11 protein-coding genes and 1 pseudogene are annotated in these 16,317 nt (G+C 39.2%); all 12 read right to left on the reverse strand.

Going from position 1 to position 16,317, the window contains the following annotated elements; all coding sequences use genetic code 11:
• Positions 1-2: 2 nt before the first annotated feature.
• The 12 genes and pseudogenes from AWM71_RS02275 to AWM71_RS02325 all read right to left on the reverse strand — a co-directional run bounded on the left by AWM71_RS02275 (position 3) and on the right by AWM71_RS02325 (position 16,305).
• Positions 3-1,622, reverse strand: a complete 1,620-nt coding sequence (locus AWM71_RS02275; protein WP_144428649.1) for a PTS transporter subunit EIIC — start codon at positions 1,620-1,622, stop codon at positions 3-5.
• Between the two features lie 244 nt (positions 1,623-1,866).
• Positions 1,867-2,877: a YeiH family protein gene (locus tag AWM71_RS02280; protein ID WP_060776476.1), complete on the reverse strand. Its 1,011-nt coding sequence runs from the start codon at positions 2,875-2,877 to the stop codon at positions 1,867-1,869.
• A 182-nt stretch (positions 2,878-3,059) separates the two neighbouring features.
• On the reverse strand, positions 3,060-4,490 hold the full coding sequence (locus AWM71_RS02285) for a leucyl aminopeptidase (RefSeq protein ID WP_060776477.1): 1,431 nt from the start codon (positions 4,488-4,490) through the stop codon (positions 3,060-3,062).
• A 100-nt stretch (positions 4,491-4,590) separates the two neighbouring features.
• The gene (gene nrdE, locus AWM71_RS02290) at positions 4,591-6,780 is read right to left on the reverse strand and encodes a class 1b ribonucleoside-diphosphate reductase subunit alpha (protein ID WP_060776478.1); all 2,190 of its coding nucleotides are present in this window, start codon (positions 6,778-6,780) and stop codon (positions 4,591-4,593) included.
• On the reverse strand, positions 6,777-7,211 hold the full coding sequence (gene nrdI, locus AWM71_RS02295) for a class Ib ribonucleoside-diphosphate reductase assembly flavoprotein NrdI (RefSeq protein ID WP_060776479.1): 435 nt from the start codon (positions 7,209-7,211) through the stop codon (positions 6,777-6,779). The genes nrdE and nrdI overlap by 4 nt, the downstream gene beginning before the upstream one ends.
• Positions 7,211-8,224, reverse strand: coding sequence for a class 1b ribonucleoside-diphosphate reductase subunit beta (nrdF, locus tag AWM71_RS02300; RefSeq protein ID WP_060776480.1), 1,014 nt, complete (start codon positions 8,222-8,224; stop codon positions 7,211-7,213). The genes nrdI and nrdF overlap by 1 nt, the downstream gene beginning before the upstream one ends.
• A gap of 371 nt (positions 8,225-8,595) precedes the next feature.
• A complete protein-coding gene (locus AWM71_RS08640; protein ID WP_417859118.1) occupies positions 8,596-8,760 on the reverse strand; it encodes a hypothetical protein in 165 nt (54 codons plus the stop codon).
• A 6-nt stretch (positions 8,761-8,766) separates the two neighbouring features.
• Positions 8,767-9,117, reverse strand: a pseudogene (locus AWM71_RS08645) (cob(I)yrinic acid a,c-diamide adenosyltransferase).
• A gap of 320 nt (positions 9,118-9,437) precedes the next feature.
• Positions 9,438-10,358 carry a ribonucleoside hydrolase RihC gene (gene rihC, locus AWM71_RS02310; protein ID WP_060776481.1) on the reverse strand — a complete coding sequence of 307 codons (921 nt, stop codon included), beginning with the start codon at positions 10,356-10,358 and terminating at the stop codon, positions 9,438-9,440.
• 202 nt (positions 10,359-10,560) lie between these two features.
• On the reverse strand, positions 10,561-11,493 hold the full coding sequence (locus AWM71_RS02315; RefSeq protein ID WP_060776482.1) for a ribokinase: 933 nt from the start codon (positions 11,491-11,493) through the stop codon (positions 10,561-10,563).
• A gap of 241 nt (positions 11,494-11,734) precedes the next feature.
• Positions 11,735-12,748 (reverse strand): lipoate--protein ligase, encoded by a 1,014-nt coding sequence (locus tag AWM71_RS02320; RefSeq protein ID WP_060776483.1) that lies wholly within the window; start codon positions 12,746-12,748, stop codon positions 11,735-11,737.
• A 731-nt stretch (positions 12,749-13,479) separates the two neighbouring features.
• Positions 13,480-16,305 (reverse strand): pneumococcal-type histidine triad protein, encoded by a 2,826-nt coding sequence (locus tag AWM71_RS02325; RefSeq protein ID WP_060776484.1) that lies wholly within the window; start codon positions 16,303-16,305, stop codon positions 13,480-13,482.
• Positions 16,306-16,317: the final 12 nt, after the last annotated feature.

A 16,317-nucleotide genomic window follows, 5' to 3' on the forward strand; every position in this document is an offset into this window, starting at 1 on the left:
CCTTATTCCACCATTCCAAGAATTTCTCGAATTTCGACTTTCAATTGGTTGGCTCTTCCTCCATAAATAGATTGCATTTGCATACCTGATTTAGCAAATCCCATGGCTTTTAATTCGTTAACGATGAGATCTTTATCCACCAAAGATTCATCTTTCACATTAATTCTTAGTCGTGTGATGCAGGCGTTAACGTTCGTGATATTGTCAGGGCCCCCATGCGCATCAATAAGAGCAAGTGCTTGACCATGGAGTGTTAATTCTTTATTTGAAGAGCCTTCCATTTCATCCTTAATGGATTTAACTCCTAATTTTTGACGGGTTTCCTTCTTTCCGTGAAGAGCAATTGTCGAAGGATCCTCCTCTCTCCCTGGTGTCTTAAAGTCGAACTTCTTAATAGCAAAAGTGAAGACAGCAAAGTAAGCGAAGAAGCAAATAACCCCAATAATTGGTAATAACCACCAATGGGTCCGTGTGCCTTGAAGCACCCCATAAATAATATAGTTAATAAGCCCATGTCCAGTTGGTGTCAAGAAAGCTGCCCCACAAAGATTAGTTGCGAGTAAGGTGAAGCCAGCTAAAACAGCATGGATAACATAAAGAGCCGGTGCTACAAACAAGAAAGTAAATTCAATAGGTTCCGTAATCCCGGTTAAGAAAGCTGTTAAAGCAGCAGCAAGAAGTAAAGATCCTACCGTTTTCTTATTTTGAGGTTTGGCGCAAGTATACATGGCTAAAGCAGCCCCTGGTAAACCGAACATATTGTAAATAAATTTACCAGATGAGAAACGCGTAATCATTGGATCAATCGCACCGTTAGTCCCGAGGGAAGCCATATAAGCAGAAATTGTACCTGCGTATTGTTTGCCTCCAATGGTAAATATTCCCCCTAATTCTGTCGTACGAATTGGCCAATTCAAGCCATGGTGTAAACCAAATGGCAAAAGCAAACGTTCAACAATTCCATAACCAAGTGTTCCAAAATAGCCAGAACGAAGAATAGCTACAGAAAGTTCATTAATCCCTTGTTGAATAATTGGCCAAATAGCAAAGAAGACGAGTGCAACAACGGCCATCACAGGAATCGTTAAAATAGGAACTAACCGAGGGCCACTAAAGAAGCCGAGCACTTGCGGCACTTTCATTTTAATAGCTTTCTTATGAACGAGGTAAACAATCACCCCAGTAATAATCCCACCAAAGACATTCAAATCCATGGTTTGAATACCTAACACCGTAGTTTGCATGTGTTGAGCAAGTAGAGCGCCTGTTGGATCCTTAGCCATATTCACTAAAGTGCCACTTACCTTCAACAAGTAATTCAAAGTGTTATGCAAAACCAAAAAGCCAAGTAAGCCAGATAAGGCCGCAGATCCTTTCTCTTGCTTCGCTAATCCTACTGCAATCCCTACAGCAAAAATAACTGGCAAATTCTTGAAAGCGACGCCTCCCAACATGCTAATAAATCCCATAATCAATTGCAAAGTCTTATCTGCCATCCAAGGATGCATAGCTATGGTTCCTTTATTAGTAAAGGCTGAACCGATTCCTTTAAGAATACCAGCAGCAGGTAAAACCGAAACAGGGAGCAGGAAGGAACGACCAAAAGTTTCAAAGGTACGCATACATTTTTCTTTAAAACTTCGTTTCTCCACTTGAGGAGCAACAGTTGTATTCATTATTAATAACCCTTTCTATTGATAAATTTGTTCTTATTATAGCTTGTTAGCGCCTTCAATATACGAAATCGTTGCACAAAACATCCAAAAGAAAAAAACTAGCTTTTGAGTAAAATTTTACTTTGCTAGTTTTCCTTAAAAGATTATATTCAATTTCAAATAAAAACTTTCTCCGGCGCTTTGTCTTGCCCTAAATACCTAAGATATATATCAAAAGTAAGGCAAAACACACTTGACATAGTCCAACGCCTATCCCATAAAGCAGGAAGCGAGGGCCTTCTGCCATGAATTTTTTAAAATCTAGTCGCAACCCAATAGCCGCTAAAGCGATTGTTTCGAACCATGAAGAAACAAAATGGGCGCTTTCTGCTAACCAATGAGGAAGCGGTAAGAAGCTATTGATCACGCAGACCAAGATAAAACCAGTCACATACCACGGTAATTTCTGTTGAGAGCGTTCCATGTGTCCCTCAAAATCCACATGGTCCTTCTTATCCTTAGACTTAATAAAACGTTGGAAAGACAAAACCACAAAAACTAAGCACAAAATACGCATAATTTTGAAAAGCATTGCATAAGTCACCACTTGACTATCTAGCATAGAAGCCGCGGCAACTACTTGTCCCACCGATTGTAAGATTCCACCAATCAAAGCACTTTTTTCAATGAGATTATCTCCAAATAAAGCGAGGCCTAAAAAAGGGACTGTCAACATCATCACAGTTCCGAGTAAGTTTACGAGGGTTATCATTTGTCCTTTTTCTTGATCTTTGGCTCCAATAGCTGGTGCAATAGATCCAATCGCTGAAGAACCACATACCGCATTTCCTCCAGCCATAAGAAGAGAAGTCGTCGGTTGAAAGCCTAAGCGACGTCCAATCTGATAAGCAGCAATAATCGTTAATGTCATCAAAATTCCTACATAAAAGATACTCTTCAGTCCTAATTGACTAATCGTTTGAAAAGTCACCGTTGCTCCTAATAAAACCACCGAATACTCTAACAAACGTCCTTCTGAAAATTTAGTCCCAGCCTCTAAATACGGCTGCTTAAAATAAACATTTCCTAAAAGAATACCTAATAAAATCGATAAAGTCGCTCCACCCAATTGGGGAAGAAACAGACCTAATCCCTTTCCTAAAATTGCTACCATTATAGAGAGCAATAATCCTGGTAAAATTTTCTTACTCTTTGCCTGCATGTTCTCGCCTTCTTTCTATACTTAGGCATTATAACAAAGATTTATGAAATTCTTCCATAACATTTTGGAAACTAATTCTATCAAAAAAGAATAGCTCCCCACAGCAGAAACCCTTCCTCATAAAAATAGGCGAGTGACCATATTCAGTCACTCGTCTATTCTTTAATTATTCATGACTTATTCTATTTTATACGATTTTTTACAAACCGATAAAGGGTTTTGACAGGGACACCCGTTGCTCCTTGTGGGAGGTAACGATAAGACTTTTCACCAAAAGCTGGGCCTGCAATATCTAAGTGAGCCCATGGTTTTCCTTCTACAAAGTGTTCTAAAAAGACACCTGCGGTAATGGTGCCCCCAAAACGTCCGGCACTATTCAACAGATCGCCATTCGTTCCTTTTACTTTTTGACGAAGGTCTTCTGTCATTGGCAATTCCCAAATAGGCTCTCCCGAGTCACTAGCCGCTTGATTTAATTCCACTAATAAGTCACGGTTATTCGTCATGATAGCAGAAGTTCTCTCACCTAAAGCGACTAAACAAGCTCCCGTTAAGGTAGCCAAATCCACCACACATTCACTATTCACACGTGTAGCGGCATAATACAAGGAATCTGCTAAAGTCACTCGGCCTTCTGCATCGGTATTCACTACTTCAATAGTTGTTCCCTTCATGGAACCAATAATATCCCCATTTTTGTAGGAGGTAGCAGACACAAGATTTTCTGTTAAGCCAGCAATACCCACCACATTTTTACATACCTTATTCTTTGCTAAAGCATATAAGGTACCTACCACTGCAGCAGCTGCCGCCATATCATCCTTCATATCCAGCATAGAGTCAGCCGGTTTAAGAGCATAGCCACCTGAATCGTAAGTAATTCCCTTACCGACAAGAGCGATGGCTTTCTGGTCTTCTCCTTCAGGGAGGTATTTCATCACTAAGAAACGAGGTTCGTTAACAGATCCCGCATTAACAGCGAGTAAAGCCTTCATCCCCATTGCTTCAATTCGAGCTTTGTCATAAACTTCGACCTCTACGCCTACTTCTTCCAATAGCTTCTTCACTTGATCTGCCATTTGAGCTGGGCTTTGGTCATTCGATGGCGTATTCACCAAATCACGTGTATGATTAATCCCTTCTACTAAAACCTCGACTTCTGCTACTAATTGATCCAAGTTAGCGACTTTTTCAGGGACATTGATCACTTTCAAGCTAGCACTCGATTTATCCGTTAGATAGCGATCAAATCGATACTCTGCTTGTAAAAAGCCTTCCATCACTGCTTGAAGAGCTTGACCATTATTTACCTGCCCTTTAACCTCTAGATGAATATTTGCTGACTCTATATGCACTCCATTTAAAGCCTTGGCTGCTTGATAAGCGGCATAAACGTAATCATCTGCTGTAAGATGACTTTCTTCGCCTAATCCGACTAAAAGGATTTGGCTGCCTTTAGGGCCAAAGTTTTGATAGATCTGTCCCTTTTTGCCCTCAAAGGATAAGACACCTCTGACATACTCTTCTTCTTCTTGATCAAGCATGGTAAGTTCTTGCCCTTGACTAACAAAATAGACTTGTGTTTTAAAAGATTCATGGGCTGTAAATTTCATACACACATTGCCTCTCTTTCTTGTTTAGCATTAGATTGACAGATAAACTCTACTTATCTTCTATTATAGCAAGACTTCCCCATTTCGCCAATCTAGGCTCTTAAATCATGCAAGCTTGACATTCACTGTCTCCTGAACAAGTGAAGTTACTTTTGGTCGATGCAATGACTTGGTCTTCTGCATAATGCTCACTACCATCTAAAACGTCTTGACGGATGCGCACATAGTAGATCGAGTCGCAGCCTTTGCTAAAGGCATAGATATAAGCACGGTTTAAATCACGAGTTGTCGCTTCAGAAGTCATAAATAAGGTTAAGGAAATGGCTTGATCGACGTGTTTTTGTGCAGCTGCCACAATATCAATAATGGCATTAGGCCCCACTTCATAGGCTCCTTTTTGATAATAGGCATAATTTTCATCATCAATTCGGAAAGCTGGAACATACACTCTTCCTAATTTACCTTCTTTACGAACTTCTACCGGGGACACCACAGGCTGCAAACTTGGCGTACAGGAAGATAAATAAGAAATAGATCCCGTTGGAGCCACAGCTAATAGGTGAGCATTCGCCATCCCAGTCTTTTGAATCCGTTCACTCAGTTTCCGCCAATCTTCCGCTGTTGGAACTTCTAGTCCGTACTGTTCAACTAATTCTTTGACGCGAGAAGTTTGTGGCTGTTTATCTTCTGTTAGATATTTTTCGAAGTAAGTACCATCCGCATATTCTGATTGCTCAAAGTTTTCAAAATTCCCATATTGTTCGGCTAACCGGTTAGACGCCTTGAAAGCATGATAAGCCACACAATAAAAGAAAATATCTGTAAAGTCAACAGCTTCTGGCGAATCATAGTAAATATGGTTGGTCGCTAAAAAGCCGTGTAGGTTCATTGCCCCTAGACCAACGGCATGGTTTTTCCGGTTGCCTTGTTCAATAGATGGCGCACAACCTAAATCAGCAGAACGTGACACATGGTCTAAAGCCCGGATGGCATCTTCCACCAATTCTCCAAAATGAGGCGCTTCTTCCATTACTTTCGCTATATTCAAAGAACCTAAATTACAGCAAATATCATCTCCAACCGTTTCAAAGGATAAATCTTCTTGATAAGTACTTGGAGTAGATACTTGAGCAATTTCTGAACAAAGATTAGACATAACAATTCGTCCAACCTTCTTGTGAGGATTGCGACGGTTTACAGTATCTTCAAATAAAATATAAGGATAACCTGATTCGAAGTGAAGCTCTGCAATCGTTTGGAATAATTTCCTAGCAGAAGTATAGGTCTTTTTAATCCGTGGATTAGCCACTAAACGATCATACTCTTCAGTAATCGAAATATCCGTCATCGGTTTTCCATATTCCCTCATAATATCATAAGGAGAAAAGAGAGCCATATCCTTATTGTCTTTTGCTAATTGGAAGGTAATATCAGGTACAACAACACCCAAAGATAAAGACTTAATCCGAACTTTCTCATCTGCATTTTCTCGTTTCGTATCTAAGAAACTCAAAATATCCGGATGGTGTACATTCAAATAGACTGCCCCAGCTCCTTGACGTTGTCCTAACTGGTTAGCATAGGAGAAGGAGTCTTCTAATAATTTCATTACTGGAACAACACCAGAAGCTTGGTGAACAATTCCTTTAATAGGTGCTCCAGCTTCACGTAAATTCGTTAAGCATAAAGCGACGCCTCCGCCACGTTTTGATAATTGTAAACTCGTAGAAATGGATCGCCCAATAGATTCCATTGAATCTTCTACACGGAGCAAGTAACATGACACATATTCGCCCCGACGTAATTTTCCTGCATTAAGGAAGGTAGGCGTAGCTGGTTGAAAACGATTATGGATAATATCTAAAACTAACTTCTTAGCTAAATTCTCGTCTCCATTAGCTAAGAATAAAGCGTTCATCACTGCTCGATCTTCAAAATCTTCTAAATAGCTTTTTTTATCATCTGTCATCAAGGCATAAGCTTGATAAAACTTCATAGCCCCCATCAAACTTGGAAATTTAAAACCTTGAGCATAGGCAAGATCAAAAATTTCTGCAATAAAATGGAAATCATAGGAAGCAAGAACAGCCGGATCATAATACTTTTCTTGTACTAAATAATCTAATCTTTCCTGAAGGCTGTTAAAATTTATCCGACGAGGAGCAATAACCTCTTCCATATAAGAAGCCACTGCTTCTTTGTCTGATTCAAAATGATAGTGTCCTTTTTCATCTCTAAATTGCGTCAAAGCATTTAAAGAAATATAACTTTCTTCTTTGATTCCTGTCATTCTTTCTCTCCTTCATTAAGCGTCTCTTGAACCAATTTCTTCACACGCTCAACATCTTCTATCGTTCCTAACAATTCGAATTGATAAAGGAGAGGGACCTGTAACTTATTAGATAATACGGGTCCTGCAATCGCATAACTATCTCCAAAATTTGTGTTTCCAGATGAAATGACTGCTTTACAGTGTGACCGATTCTCTTCATGATTTAAAAAATGAATAACGGGGTTAGGAACTGCGCCTTTGACAGACACTTCCCCATTTTCTTTTTTGACTCCACCTGCATAGGTAGGAACAATTAAAACATAATCCCTATCTACAAACAATTCTCCTTCTCCATCCATAGGAATGCGTTCGTTTTCATAGCCTAATTTTTGAACAAAACGATGCGTGTTATTAGATTTCGTTGAATAATAAACAATTAACTCTTTCATTAGAATTCCCAGTCCTCATCTGTTGTTTCTTCTGTTGTTCCGATAATATAAGATGATCCACTTCCAGAGAAGAAATCGTGATTCTCGTCTGCTCGAGCAGATAATTGAGCAAAAACTTCTGGCGAAATATGTGTTTCTTCTTCAGTAAATGGGGAATCATATCCTAAGTTTTGTAAAAATTTTCCTGCATTATATAAGCTGAACCGAATAGCATCCTCTGCAATATCAAAACCTTGATACAAGTCTCTTAAGTAAGCTTTTTCTAAGTCAATCAAGTGATACATTAAATCAAAAACAAATTTCTTCATTTCTGCTTGTCTTTCTTCACTTAATTTAGCGACCTTCATCTGATACTTGTAACCACTATAGAAATTATGAATTACCTTATCTCTTAAAATAAGACGGATAATATCCGAAGTATTCGGTAACTTCCCACGTGCAGAAAGATAGAACGGTAAATAAAACCCTCCATATAATAAGAAACCAGGCATCAAAGCAGCGGCTACCTTTGATTTCAAAGGATCGTCTTGCGTATAGAAAGGAATCAAAGCTTTTGCGCGCGCTTGCAGTAATTCATTGTCCACTACCCATTCATGTGCTTCCTCAATTTGTTCACTAGAACAAAGTGTCGAAAAAATCGTTCCATAAGAACGCGCATGAACGGCCACCATAAAAGCAAAGTTGGCGTATACAGCTCCTTCAATATCGGTTAGAGAATGACGAATTTGAGCGATGTCCCCGACAGAAGCTTGGATAGTATCCAACAAAGTAAGCCCTGTAAAAGTTCTTGTAATTAATTGCTGCCAAGCCTCACTCAACTCATGCCAAGAAGGGAGATCATTAGAAACTGGAATATTTTCTGGAAGCCAGAAATTTTGAGTCACTCGATTCCAAACTTCCAAATCTTTTTCATCAACAATTTTATTCCAATTTATCGCATGCATGTTGCACCCTTTGTCATTAAATGCGTAGTCTACCGGCGCTTGTGATCGTTCAAAATAAGTTTCACTCATTTTTTAACTCCTTATTTTCTAATTTTCCTTTTTGAATAAGAACTCTTCTTTTTCAAAACCTTTATCAGACTACCACAATATATTGTGTTCCTCAAGTGAATTCTCATCATTATATTGTGTTATACAAAATAAGTGCCTCCCTAAAAAGCTTGTCACTCTCTTCTTGTCGTTTTTAATATTCCTTTAGCCATCGCCTTTTCGAGTTTTATTATTTTGTTGCCTTTATATACAAAAAGTGTTCTTTTTAAAGTGGATAGTATTTATTTTTAACTTTATTTTTCTCGATTCCAAACAAAAAACGTCAAACAAATTAGCAAAAGTTTTGTTTGACATTTTTTCCTTATTCAGATTATATCAGGAGATCTCCTCCTCTAATCTGCAATATCTTCTTTACTAATATCATTATGAAATACTGCTTGTCCATTATGATAAATCGTTTCTGGATAATTTTCTTTAGCATTCAGCAAACGTGCAAGGGCAAAAAAATAATCAGATAGTCGGTTAACAAATTTTATAGCGACCTGATTGGTAGGCATCGTCCACTAAAAAGTAATCATTTCTCGTTCTGCTCGACGTGCAACGGTTCTCACCAAGTGTGCCATACTTGCCGCCAAGCATCCCCCAGGTAATACAAAGGTACTGACTTCTGGCGGGATTTGAGCGTACACATCGATTCTTTCCTCAAGCCAATCCAACACTTTCCTGTTTTAACCGATAAACTGACGGGCCCTCTGGTGTCGCAATATCATTCCACAATCAAACAACAACTGTTGAATCTGTTCAAGTTCTTGTTTTAAGGCTTTGTCTTCTATCAAAGCTCCCAATACGCCTAAAGCGCTATTCAGTTCATCAATCGTTCCATATGCTTTTACACGATCATCATCTTTAGGCACACGTTGTCCCCCCCACTAAGCTAGTAAATCCCTTATCACCTGTTCTCGTATAAATTTGCATACTTCAACCTCCTATAAATTCCTACTAAGCTAGATTCATAACGATTACCCTAATTCCTCAGGCCTGTCTAAATTTTCTAACTTAAGATGTTCTTCTCTGTCATCATAACACGCTTCCTTCGTAAAAATCCTCAAAAGACATCGATTAGAAGTGGAAACCATTTTCCACTTGATCGCTTTCATTCCTTAAAAAACATCGTATTCCGAGCAGATGCGATGTTTGCTGACTATAATCCTGTAAAATTTTCGACTTTTCAAACCTATTTGCAATTAATAATTCTTTCCCGAATCCATTGCTTGAATCCTTGACGATCAATCGTCACTGGAACAACACAATTGGCTGGGCGATCTGTCTTATGTTTAAGGTCTACCACCGTTTGCCCATAGGTTAATGGAGATACTAATTCAACTTCTACATTACATTCTTTTTCTTCAAATAGTTCTGGTGCTAAAAGATAGCATACAGCCGTTGGGTCATACATTTCCCATTCACCATCTTGAAGAGAAGAACGATAGTGCTTTAGCATAGCATTAAGCATCTTACCGGTTTCACTATGTTGTGCCCAATCTTCTGCTTCTGCTGGACTCACTGTTGCGATGTTGCCAATATCCAAACCTACCATTACCGTAGTTAGAGAGGATCGGAAAACCATTTGAGCGGCCTCAGGGTCCGTCCCAATGTTAAATTCATCCATCACATGTTTATTCCCACGGTTGAAAGATCCGCCCATGATAATAATTTTTTCAATCTTTTCTTTGACTTCTGGGAACATAGTCAATAAAAGTGCAATATTAGTCTGTGGGCCCACAGCAACAATCGTGATTTTTTCATCACTTTCCATTAACACGCGGCGCATTGCGAGTACCGCATGTTCGTCCAATAATCGTGATAAATCAGGAGCAGGGAATTCATAGCCATCCATACCGGATTCACCATGCACATCTGAAGCATCTTCAAACTCTGCCAATAACGGACCATGATTTCCAGCAGCTACAGGAACATCTTTCCCGAAAAATTCCACTAATTTCACAGCGTTCGCTGCTGTTTTTTCTAAAGCAACATTTCCACCAATTGTTGTAATTAACTTAAGGTCCACTTCTTCTGCATTCAAGAGAATAGATAAAGCAATCGCATCATCAATCCCTGGGTCTGTATCAAAAATAACCGGTATCTTTTTCATTCGTAATCCTCCTAAAATCTGACTTCTTTTGATTTAACTTTTCCTACACTAAAAATCCAACAATAATTGCTGTTACCATAGAGATTAGATTCGAAATGAAGACAATCTCTAAAGAGACTTTGGCAATCACTGAGTCTTGGTGGTCATCAACGGCTTTAATGCCTCCGACTTTATCTCAGCTCATATTCTTCATGCCAGCTTTCTAAGACTTTTCTTGTGGTGATTCTAACCTTTCTATAATCTGATCCAAACCTGGCATTGCTGCTTGTGGCCCATAACCTTCTGTCGATAGAGAAGCCCCCACAGTTGCGAAACGAATAGCTTTCTCCAAGCTCTCTCCTCTAGCAACTAAGCTGGCTAAAATTCCATTGAATGTATCTCCTGCTCCAGTGGTGTCCACAACATCCACGTTAATAGCCGGGAACATATGAACCTGACCCTCTATAACCGTCAGTGAGCCTTCACTCCCCTTAGTTAAAATCAATTGTGTATCGTTTTGTTGCACCCAATCCACCATCGCTGCTTTGAATTCTTCACGCGTCGTTAATTTTCTACCAATTATATTTTCAAATTCGGTTTCATTAGGCGTCACTATGTCCACATATGGCAATAAATCATTAACAATTGGATGATAAGGCGCTGGGTTTAAAATGTTGATTACCTTTAATCCCTTAGCTTTCCGTAAAGCATACTCCAAATCTGAAAAATTCGTTTCCAATTGCGTTAATAAAACTCTCTTTCCAGGAAGTTTTTTATCAATGGCTTGCCGCGTTTGTTCATTAGCCACCTTATTTGCTCCATTAGCTACAACAATAGAGTTATCCCCTTGTATTTTTAAAACTGTAGCCATTCCTGTATGAGCACCTTTTAACATCATAATTGTATCCGTCGGTAGACCTACTTGTCCGAGCTGTCTAATAGCAGTCTGTCCAAAAGAGTCCTCTCCTACACAGGCAATAAAATCTGTCCCTTGAGAGATCTTATACGCTGCCACAGCTTGATTGGAACCTTTGCCCCCTAATTGATAATCTACTCCTTCGCTAAGAATAGTTTCTCCAATTCGAGGTAATTGATTGACCTTCAATGAAATGTCCATATTAATACTTCCCAATACAAGCACATCGCTTTTGCTCATCTTTTTCACACTCCTTAACCCTCAAAAATTATAATTGATTTTGACTGAAACGTAAACGTCTTTTACTGAAAAGAATCCTATTCCTTATTATCCTACAATAAATTTTCACAAAGGAGAAAGCAAAAGTAGTCCCTCCAAAACCACAACAACTGTACCCTAACATTGGCAACTTCTCATAAAAATAAAAATCCCCCGCCTTCAGACGAGGGATATTATAAATAAGTCACTTTTACTTATACTCTTAGGCTTTTTGGAAGACGATATCCACTAATTCTTCAGGGGTAATGTCACCAAGATATTTCTTAAGATCTACACCTTGAAGAGCTTCTACCATGTCTTTCTTATCATATTTTACACCCACTAATTTTTCTTCAACATCAGAGATTTCTCCTAAACCAAAGAAGTCCCCGTAAATCTTAGCGGCTGTAATATGACCACCGCTCACATTCAAGCGTAAGTCAACGAAGCCAAATGGGAATTTGTGACTGCCCGAAACATCAAAATCAGGAGATTGGCCATAGTTCCAATTCCAATTTCCCATACGTTCAGCATGCAATTTCTTAACACCTTCCCAAATTTCATCTGTTAGATGGAATTCTGGCACTTCTTCTCTTGAAGAGACACCGAATATCTCAAGTAAAATACGGTCACGAAATTCTTCTGTAGAAAGATTCCGATACTCAGGATCAACAAAAGGCTTGATGTTTGTGACACGCGAGCGAACAGACTTAATTCCTTTCGATTCAAATTTTTCCTTACGAGGTTTTAGGGCATTATTAACTTCATTGAGGTCTGCATCGAATAAAATCGTTCCGTGTGCAGTCATCCGCCCATTCTTCGCATACATAGCGTTACCTGAGAACTTCTGATCTCCAATCACAAGGTCATTTCTCCCTTTGAGCGCAGCCCCTTTCACACCCATTTTATGCAAAGCGTCAATGACAGGTTTAGTAAAACTTTCAAAATCGCGGAAGCTTCCATCATCATCTTTAATAAAGCAGAAGGAGAAATTCCCACGATCATGGTAAACAGCTCCCCCGCCAGACATCCGACGCACTACCTTTATGTGATGCTCGTCAACGTAAGGTTGATTGATTTCTTCATAAGTGTTTTGATTGCGACCAATAATAATCGACGGATCGTTAATATAGAACAAAAGAATAGGTTCGTCGACTAAACGATTTTCAACTAAATAAGTCTCTAAAGCAATATTCATATCTGCATCATAACAATTGCCATTATCTACAAAAATCATAAAAAACCTCATTTCTTTTTTTACAACGCAATAAAACTCACCAATTCTTATTATACCATGTTTTTCTGATTATGAATACGCTTTATTTTAGGAATACCTTCTATAGAAAATAGTTTTTTTATCTTCTTGCTTAATTAAACGCCTCTCTATCAAAAAAAGAAACGTCTGTCACGTTTCTTCATGTCAATAAACAATCCCTCTCTTTTTATCAATCAGCTATCCACTGAAAAGAGAGGGATGGGTAGATAAGAAAAGAGGGGGGAATTAATCACTAGTCCGTTTGAAACCTATTAAAAATACAAACGATGCATAAGATTTGTCACTAGTTGGGGAAATTAATTCCTACAGGTAACTGATTCCTTACAGTTTCATCTGCTAATAATCAAAGACATTCTCCAATACCCTGTATCTCCCTTTCTTACCTTTTGGTGAAACGATTTCTCGCCTAACTACCAGTCTAGCATGTTTTTCCTTTTTGTGGGCTCCCTAATTCAAAAAAATGGCACATTTTTCATTAATTTCCTTTATTTGAGACAAACTGAACTTGTAGGGGTGTAACCTGCTCTGTTGGTCAGTTCATTCCTCTGAGTCGGCTTTGTACTCTACTTTTATGCTCAACCAGTACCACAACTTTAAGTAAAAATGTAAACTATCTTCTCATTAAAAGCCTTCCATCATAAAAAAGCGTTGAATTTATATCAACGCTTTTTTATTTTAAGAGGAAGCGATCTTTATCCTTTAGATTTCTCAATCACTTCTGCTGTGTCCTTTCCTTTATCTGATGAAGGAGAAGGAATTGCTTCTTCTTGAGAAGCGTTGGTTGTCTGGCTTTTATCCTGAGCTGAATCTTTTTCTGACTCTAGCTTCTCATTAAAAGCCTCCTTAGATTCCTCTTTTGGTTGATCAGATGGCACCCCTTCTGATTCTCCCTTTTTCTTCGTCTCTTCCTCTGTCTTTTCTTCAAATCTCAATTCGTAGAACCAAGCCTCCTCCCTTTGGAACACACGATAGCTATTATTCAATCCTGTAAAGTCTTTCTTTAAAGCTTCTTTAGCCGCTTTTTCTGCATTTTCCTTGCTAATATAACCAAGAGTATCATTATCTTCTGTAACGGTCACTTTTTGCCCATTCTTACGCATCCATTCTTCGACCTGTCGGAGTTCAAATTGTTCTAATTCTCCCAAGGGAATAAAATGTGTATGGCTGCCCTTATCTGTTACATGAGTAGCATTTACCCCATCAGATTCAACGCTAATAATTGAGTCTTTGGTGAAGGTATAATTATCGCTAGTGGTGTATGGCTTTCCGTCTAGTCCTTTATTAAATTGTTTGATCCTGCGTCCATTGAAGGTTGCATAGCTAGGGACTTTTCCATAATCTTCACCAGGTTCCACTCCAAAGCCATTCTCCGGTGGCAATTTATATTCTGGATGTTGAAGTAAATAACGCATAGAGGCTTTTGCCTTTTCGATCTTTTCTTGATCATTATTAAACCAAGTATTCAACAGGGAATCATCAATCGTATGCCAATGGTTATAATGATAGACATAAAACTTGCCGTCCTTTTCATGGTGTGGGTAAGCTATTTGAATATTGATTTCTTTGAGTTCTTGAGCAGTGAAAAGGTTTTTCGGATATTCGGTTTTAGGCTTTGGAGTATCTGATTCCTTTTGATCCTCTTGGGATGGTTTCGACTCTGGACCTTTTTTATCCTCTTGGGATGGTTTCGACTCTGGACCTTTTTTACCCTCTTCAGACGGTGTCCATTTTTGCATGAGGTAATATTCCGCTAATTCGCGTTCTAATGCTGTTAAGCGTGATTTTTCAATCACATGATGGTGATCGCCGTGCGGAACGACATAAGCCGTTCTATTATTCGTTTCTTTTTCTACCATTTTCGGATCAAAGATGAGGTCCCCATCTCTTGTCCGTTGACTTTCAGGAAGACTCTTCAAATACGCATATTTTTCTTCTGGGGTCTTCCTTGAAACAGCAGGGGCATCTTCTTCCTTTGATTGCTCTTCTTGATCAGTCTCAGATTCCTCTTTATTGGATTCATCCGTCGAAGAAGAAGAGTCATGTTTATGTGCTAAATAAGCTCGAGCTGCCGCTAATTCTTCTTGAGAAAGATCTGCTTTAGGAACATAGTGTTTGTGATCTTCATGACGACAGATGTAGGCATCCCCCTCATCGGATAGAATACTTTCTGGGGTGAAAATATAACCATCATCTGTCGTGTAGCGACCTTCTCTTCTTGCTTGAGTCACGGCATCATCCGTACTTTGAGATTGCCCTGTTCCTTCATCAGATGGTTGTGATGAATTCTCCTCACTGGTCTCCGTTGGACGGTCTGACGAGTCCTTTTGGTCTTCATCTTCTGTTGAAGTATTAGCATTGTCAGCTCCTTGATACACAAAATCTGGGCGATTTAAATGCGCTTCTGTTGCTGCAACTTCTAAATCAGACAATTGATCCAACGGAATCACATGGAAATGATCCCCATGAGGATGTACATATCCCATCGGTGTCCGCTTGGTCACTTTCATCGGATCAAACACTAACCCGTCTGGTTCAACATGGCGTTGATCCATCGGTAAGCTATACAATTGATCAAGCATTTTTTGAAGAGGATCTTGCACACTGGAAGAAGAGTCCTTTTGATCTTCTTGTTCGTTATTTGCTTGTCTTTCTTCACCATTTTGATCTTCTTGTTCGTTATTTGCTTGTCCTTCTTCACCATTATTCTCTACGAATTGACCATAACCGCTTTGTGCTAAACGTTGAGCGACATAGTCGTCATCTTGGCTAACAGCGGTCGTTCCTCCTTCATTTCCTACGCTACGTCCTGCCATATAGGCCTGCGCAGCTGCCAATTCAGCTGGCGAAAGGTCTGCTTTAGGGACATAATGGAAGTGGTCTCCATGTGAACAAATGTAAGCATCCCCTGCATCTTGAACAATAGAACCTACCGTGAACACATATCCATCATCTGTTGTATAGCGTCCTTGCGCTTTAGCCTGCGTTACAGCTTGACTTTGTGCTTCCGACATTGGTTCGTCGCTACCACCGTGCTCTTTGACATTATGAAGTTTACGTTGTTCTTCAATTTGTTCCTTTGTTCGAACATTTTTGGCATTCTTAGGATCTTTGAGGTAGAGGTAATATTTACCATTAACTTTAATAATGTAACCGTCTTGAACTTCATTAATAATATCTTCTTGACGTAATTGGTAATTAGGATCTTTCATCACCAATTCTTCACTAATAATGGCATCAAAAGGCACCTTGCCATTGTAATAGTGGAAGTGATCTCCATGTGAAGTGACATAACCTTCATCTGTAATCTTAACAACAATTTGTTCCGCTTCAATCGCATCATCCGCATCCGACAAATTCTTAGCATCTGATTGTCCGGAGCCGTCGCTATCAATATATTGAACGCTACTTTGATCCGCCTTATTTTGTCCAATAACATAACCAGCATAGCCTGTTCCTCCTAAAAGAACGGCAGCCGCTGATGCCCCTAAGGCGAGCTGTTTTATTTTTTTAACTGGCATCTCATATCCTCC

It is taken from the genome of Aerococcus christensenii (assembly GCF_001543105.1).
GTDB lineage: Bacteria > Bacillota > Bacilli > Lactobacillales > Aerococcaceae > Aerococcus > Aerococcus christensenii.

Excerpts from the sequence above, each read along its gene's own strand:
- AWM71_RS08640 (WP_417859118.1), bottom strand. The coding sequence starts at position 8,760 with ATGCCTACCAATCAGGTCGCTATAAAATTTGTTAACCGACTATCTGAT.
- AWM71_RS02315 (WP_060776482.1), bottom strand. The coding sequence starts at position 11,493 with ATGAGCAAAAGCGATGTGCTTGTATTGGGAAGTATTAATATGGACATT.
- nrdF (WP_060776480.1), bottom strand. The coding sequence starts at position 8,224 with ATGAGTGAAACTTATTTTGAACGATCACAAGCGCCGGTAGACTACGCA.
- AWM71_RS02320 (WP_060776483.1), bottom strand. The coding sequence starts at position 12,748 with ATGATTTTTGTAGATAATGGCAATTGTTATGATGCAGATATGAATATT.
- AWM71_RS02325 (WP_060776484.1), bottom strand. The coding sequence starts at position 16,305 with ATGCCAGTTAAAAAAATAAAACAGCTCGCCTTAGGGGCATCAGCGGCT.
- nrdI (WP_060776479.1), bottom strand. The coding sequence starts at position 7,211 with ATGAAAGAGTTAATTGTTTATTATTCAACGAAATCTAATAACACGCAT.
- AWM71_RS02285 (WP_060776477.1), bottom strand. The coding sequence starts at position 4,490 with ATGAAATTTACAGCCCATGAATCTTTTAAAACACAAGTCTATTTTGTT.
- AWM71_RS02280 (WP_060776476.1), bottom strand. The coding sequence starts at position 2,877 with ATGCAGGCAAAGAGTAAGAAAATTTTACCAGGATTATTGCTCTCTATA.
- rihC (WP_060776481.1), bottom strand. The coding sequence starts at position 10,358 with ATGAAAAAGATACCGGTTATTTTTGATACAGACCCAGGGATTGATGAT.
- AWM71_RS02275 (WP_144428649.1), bottom strand. The coding sequence starts at position 1,622 with ATGCGTACCTTTGAAACTTTTGGTCGTTCCTTCCTGCTCCCTGTTTCG.
- nrdE (WP_060776478.1), bottom strand. The coding sequence starts at position 6,780 with ATGACAGGAATCAAAGAAGAAAGTTATATTTCTTTAAATGCTTTGACG.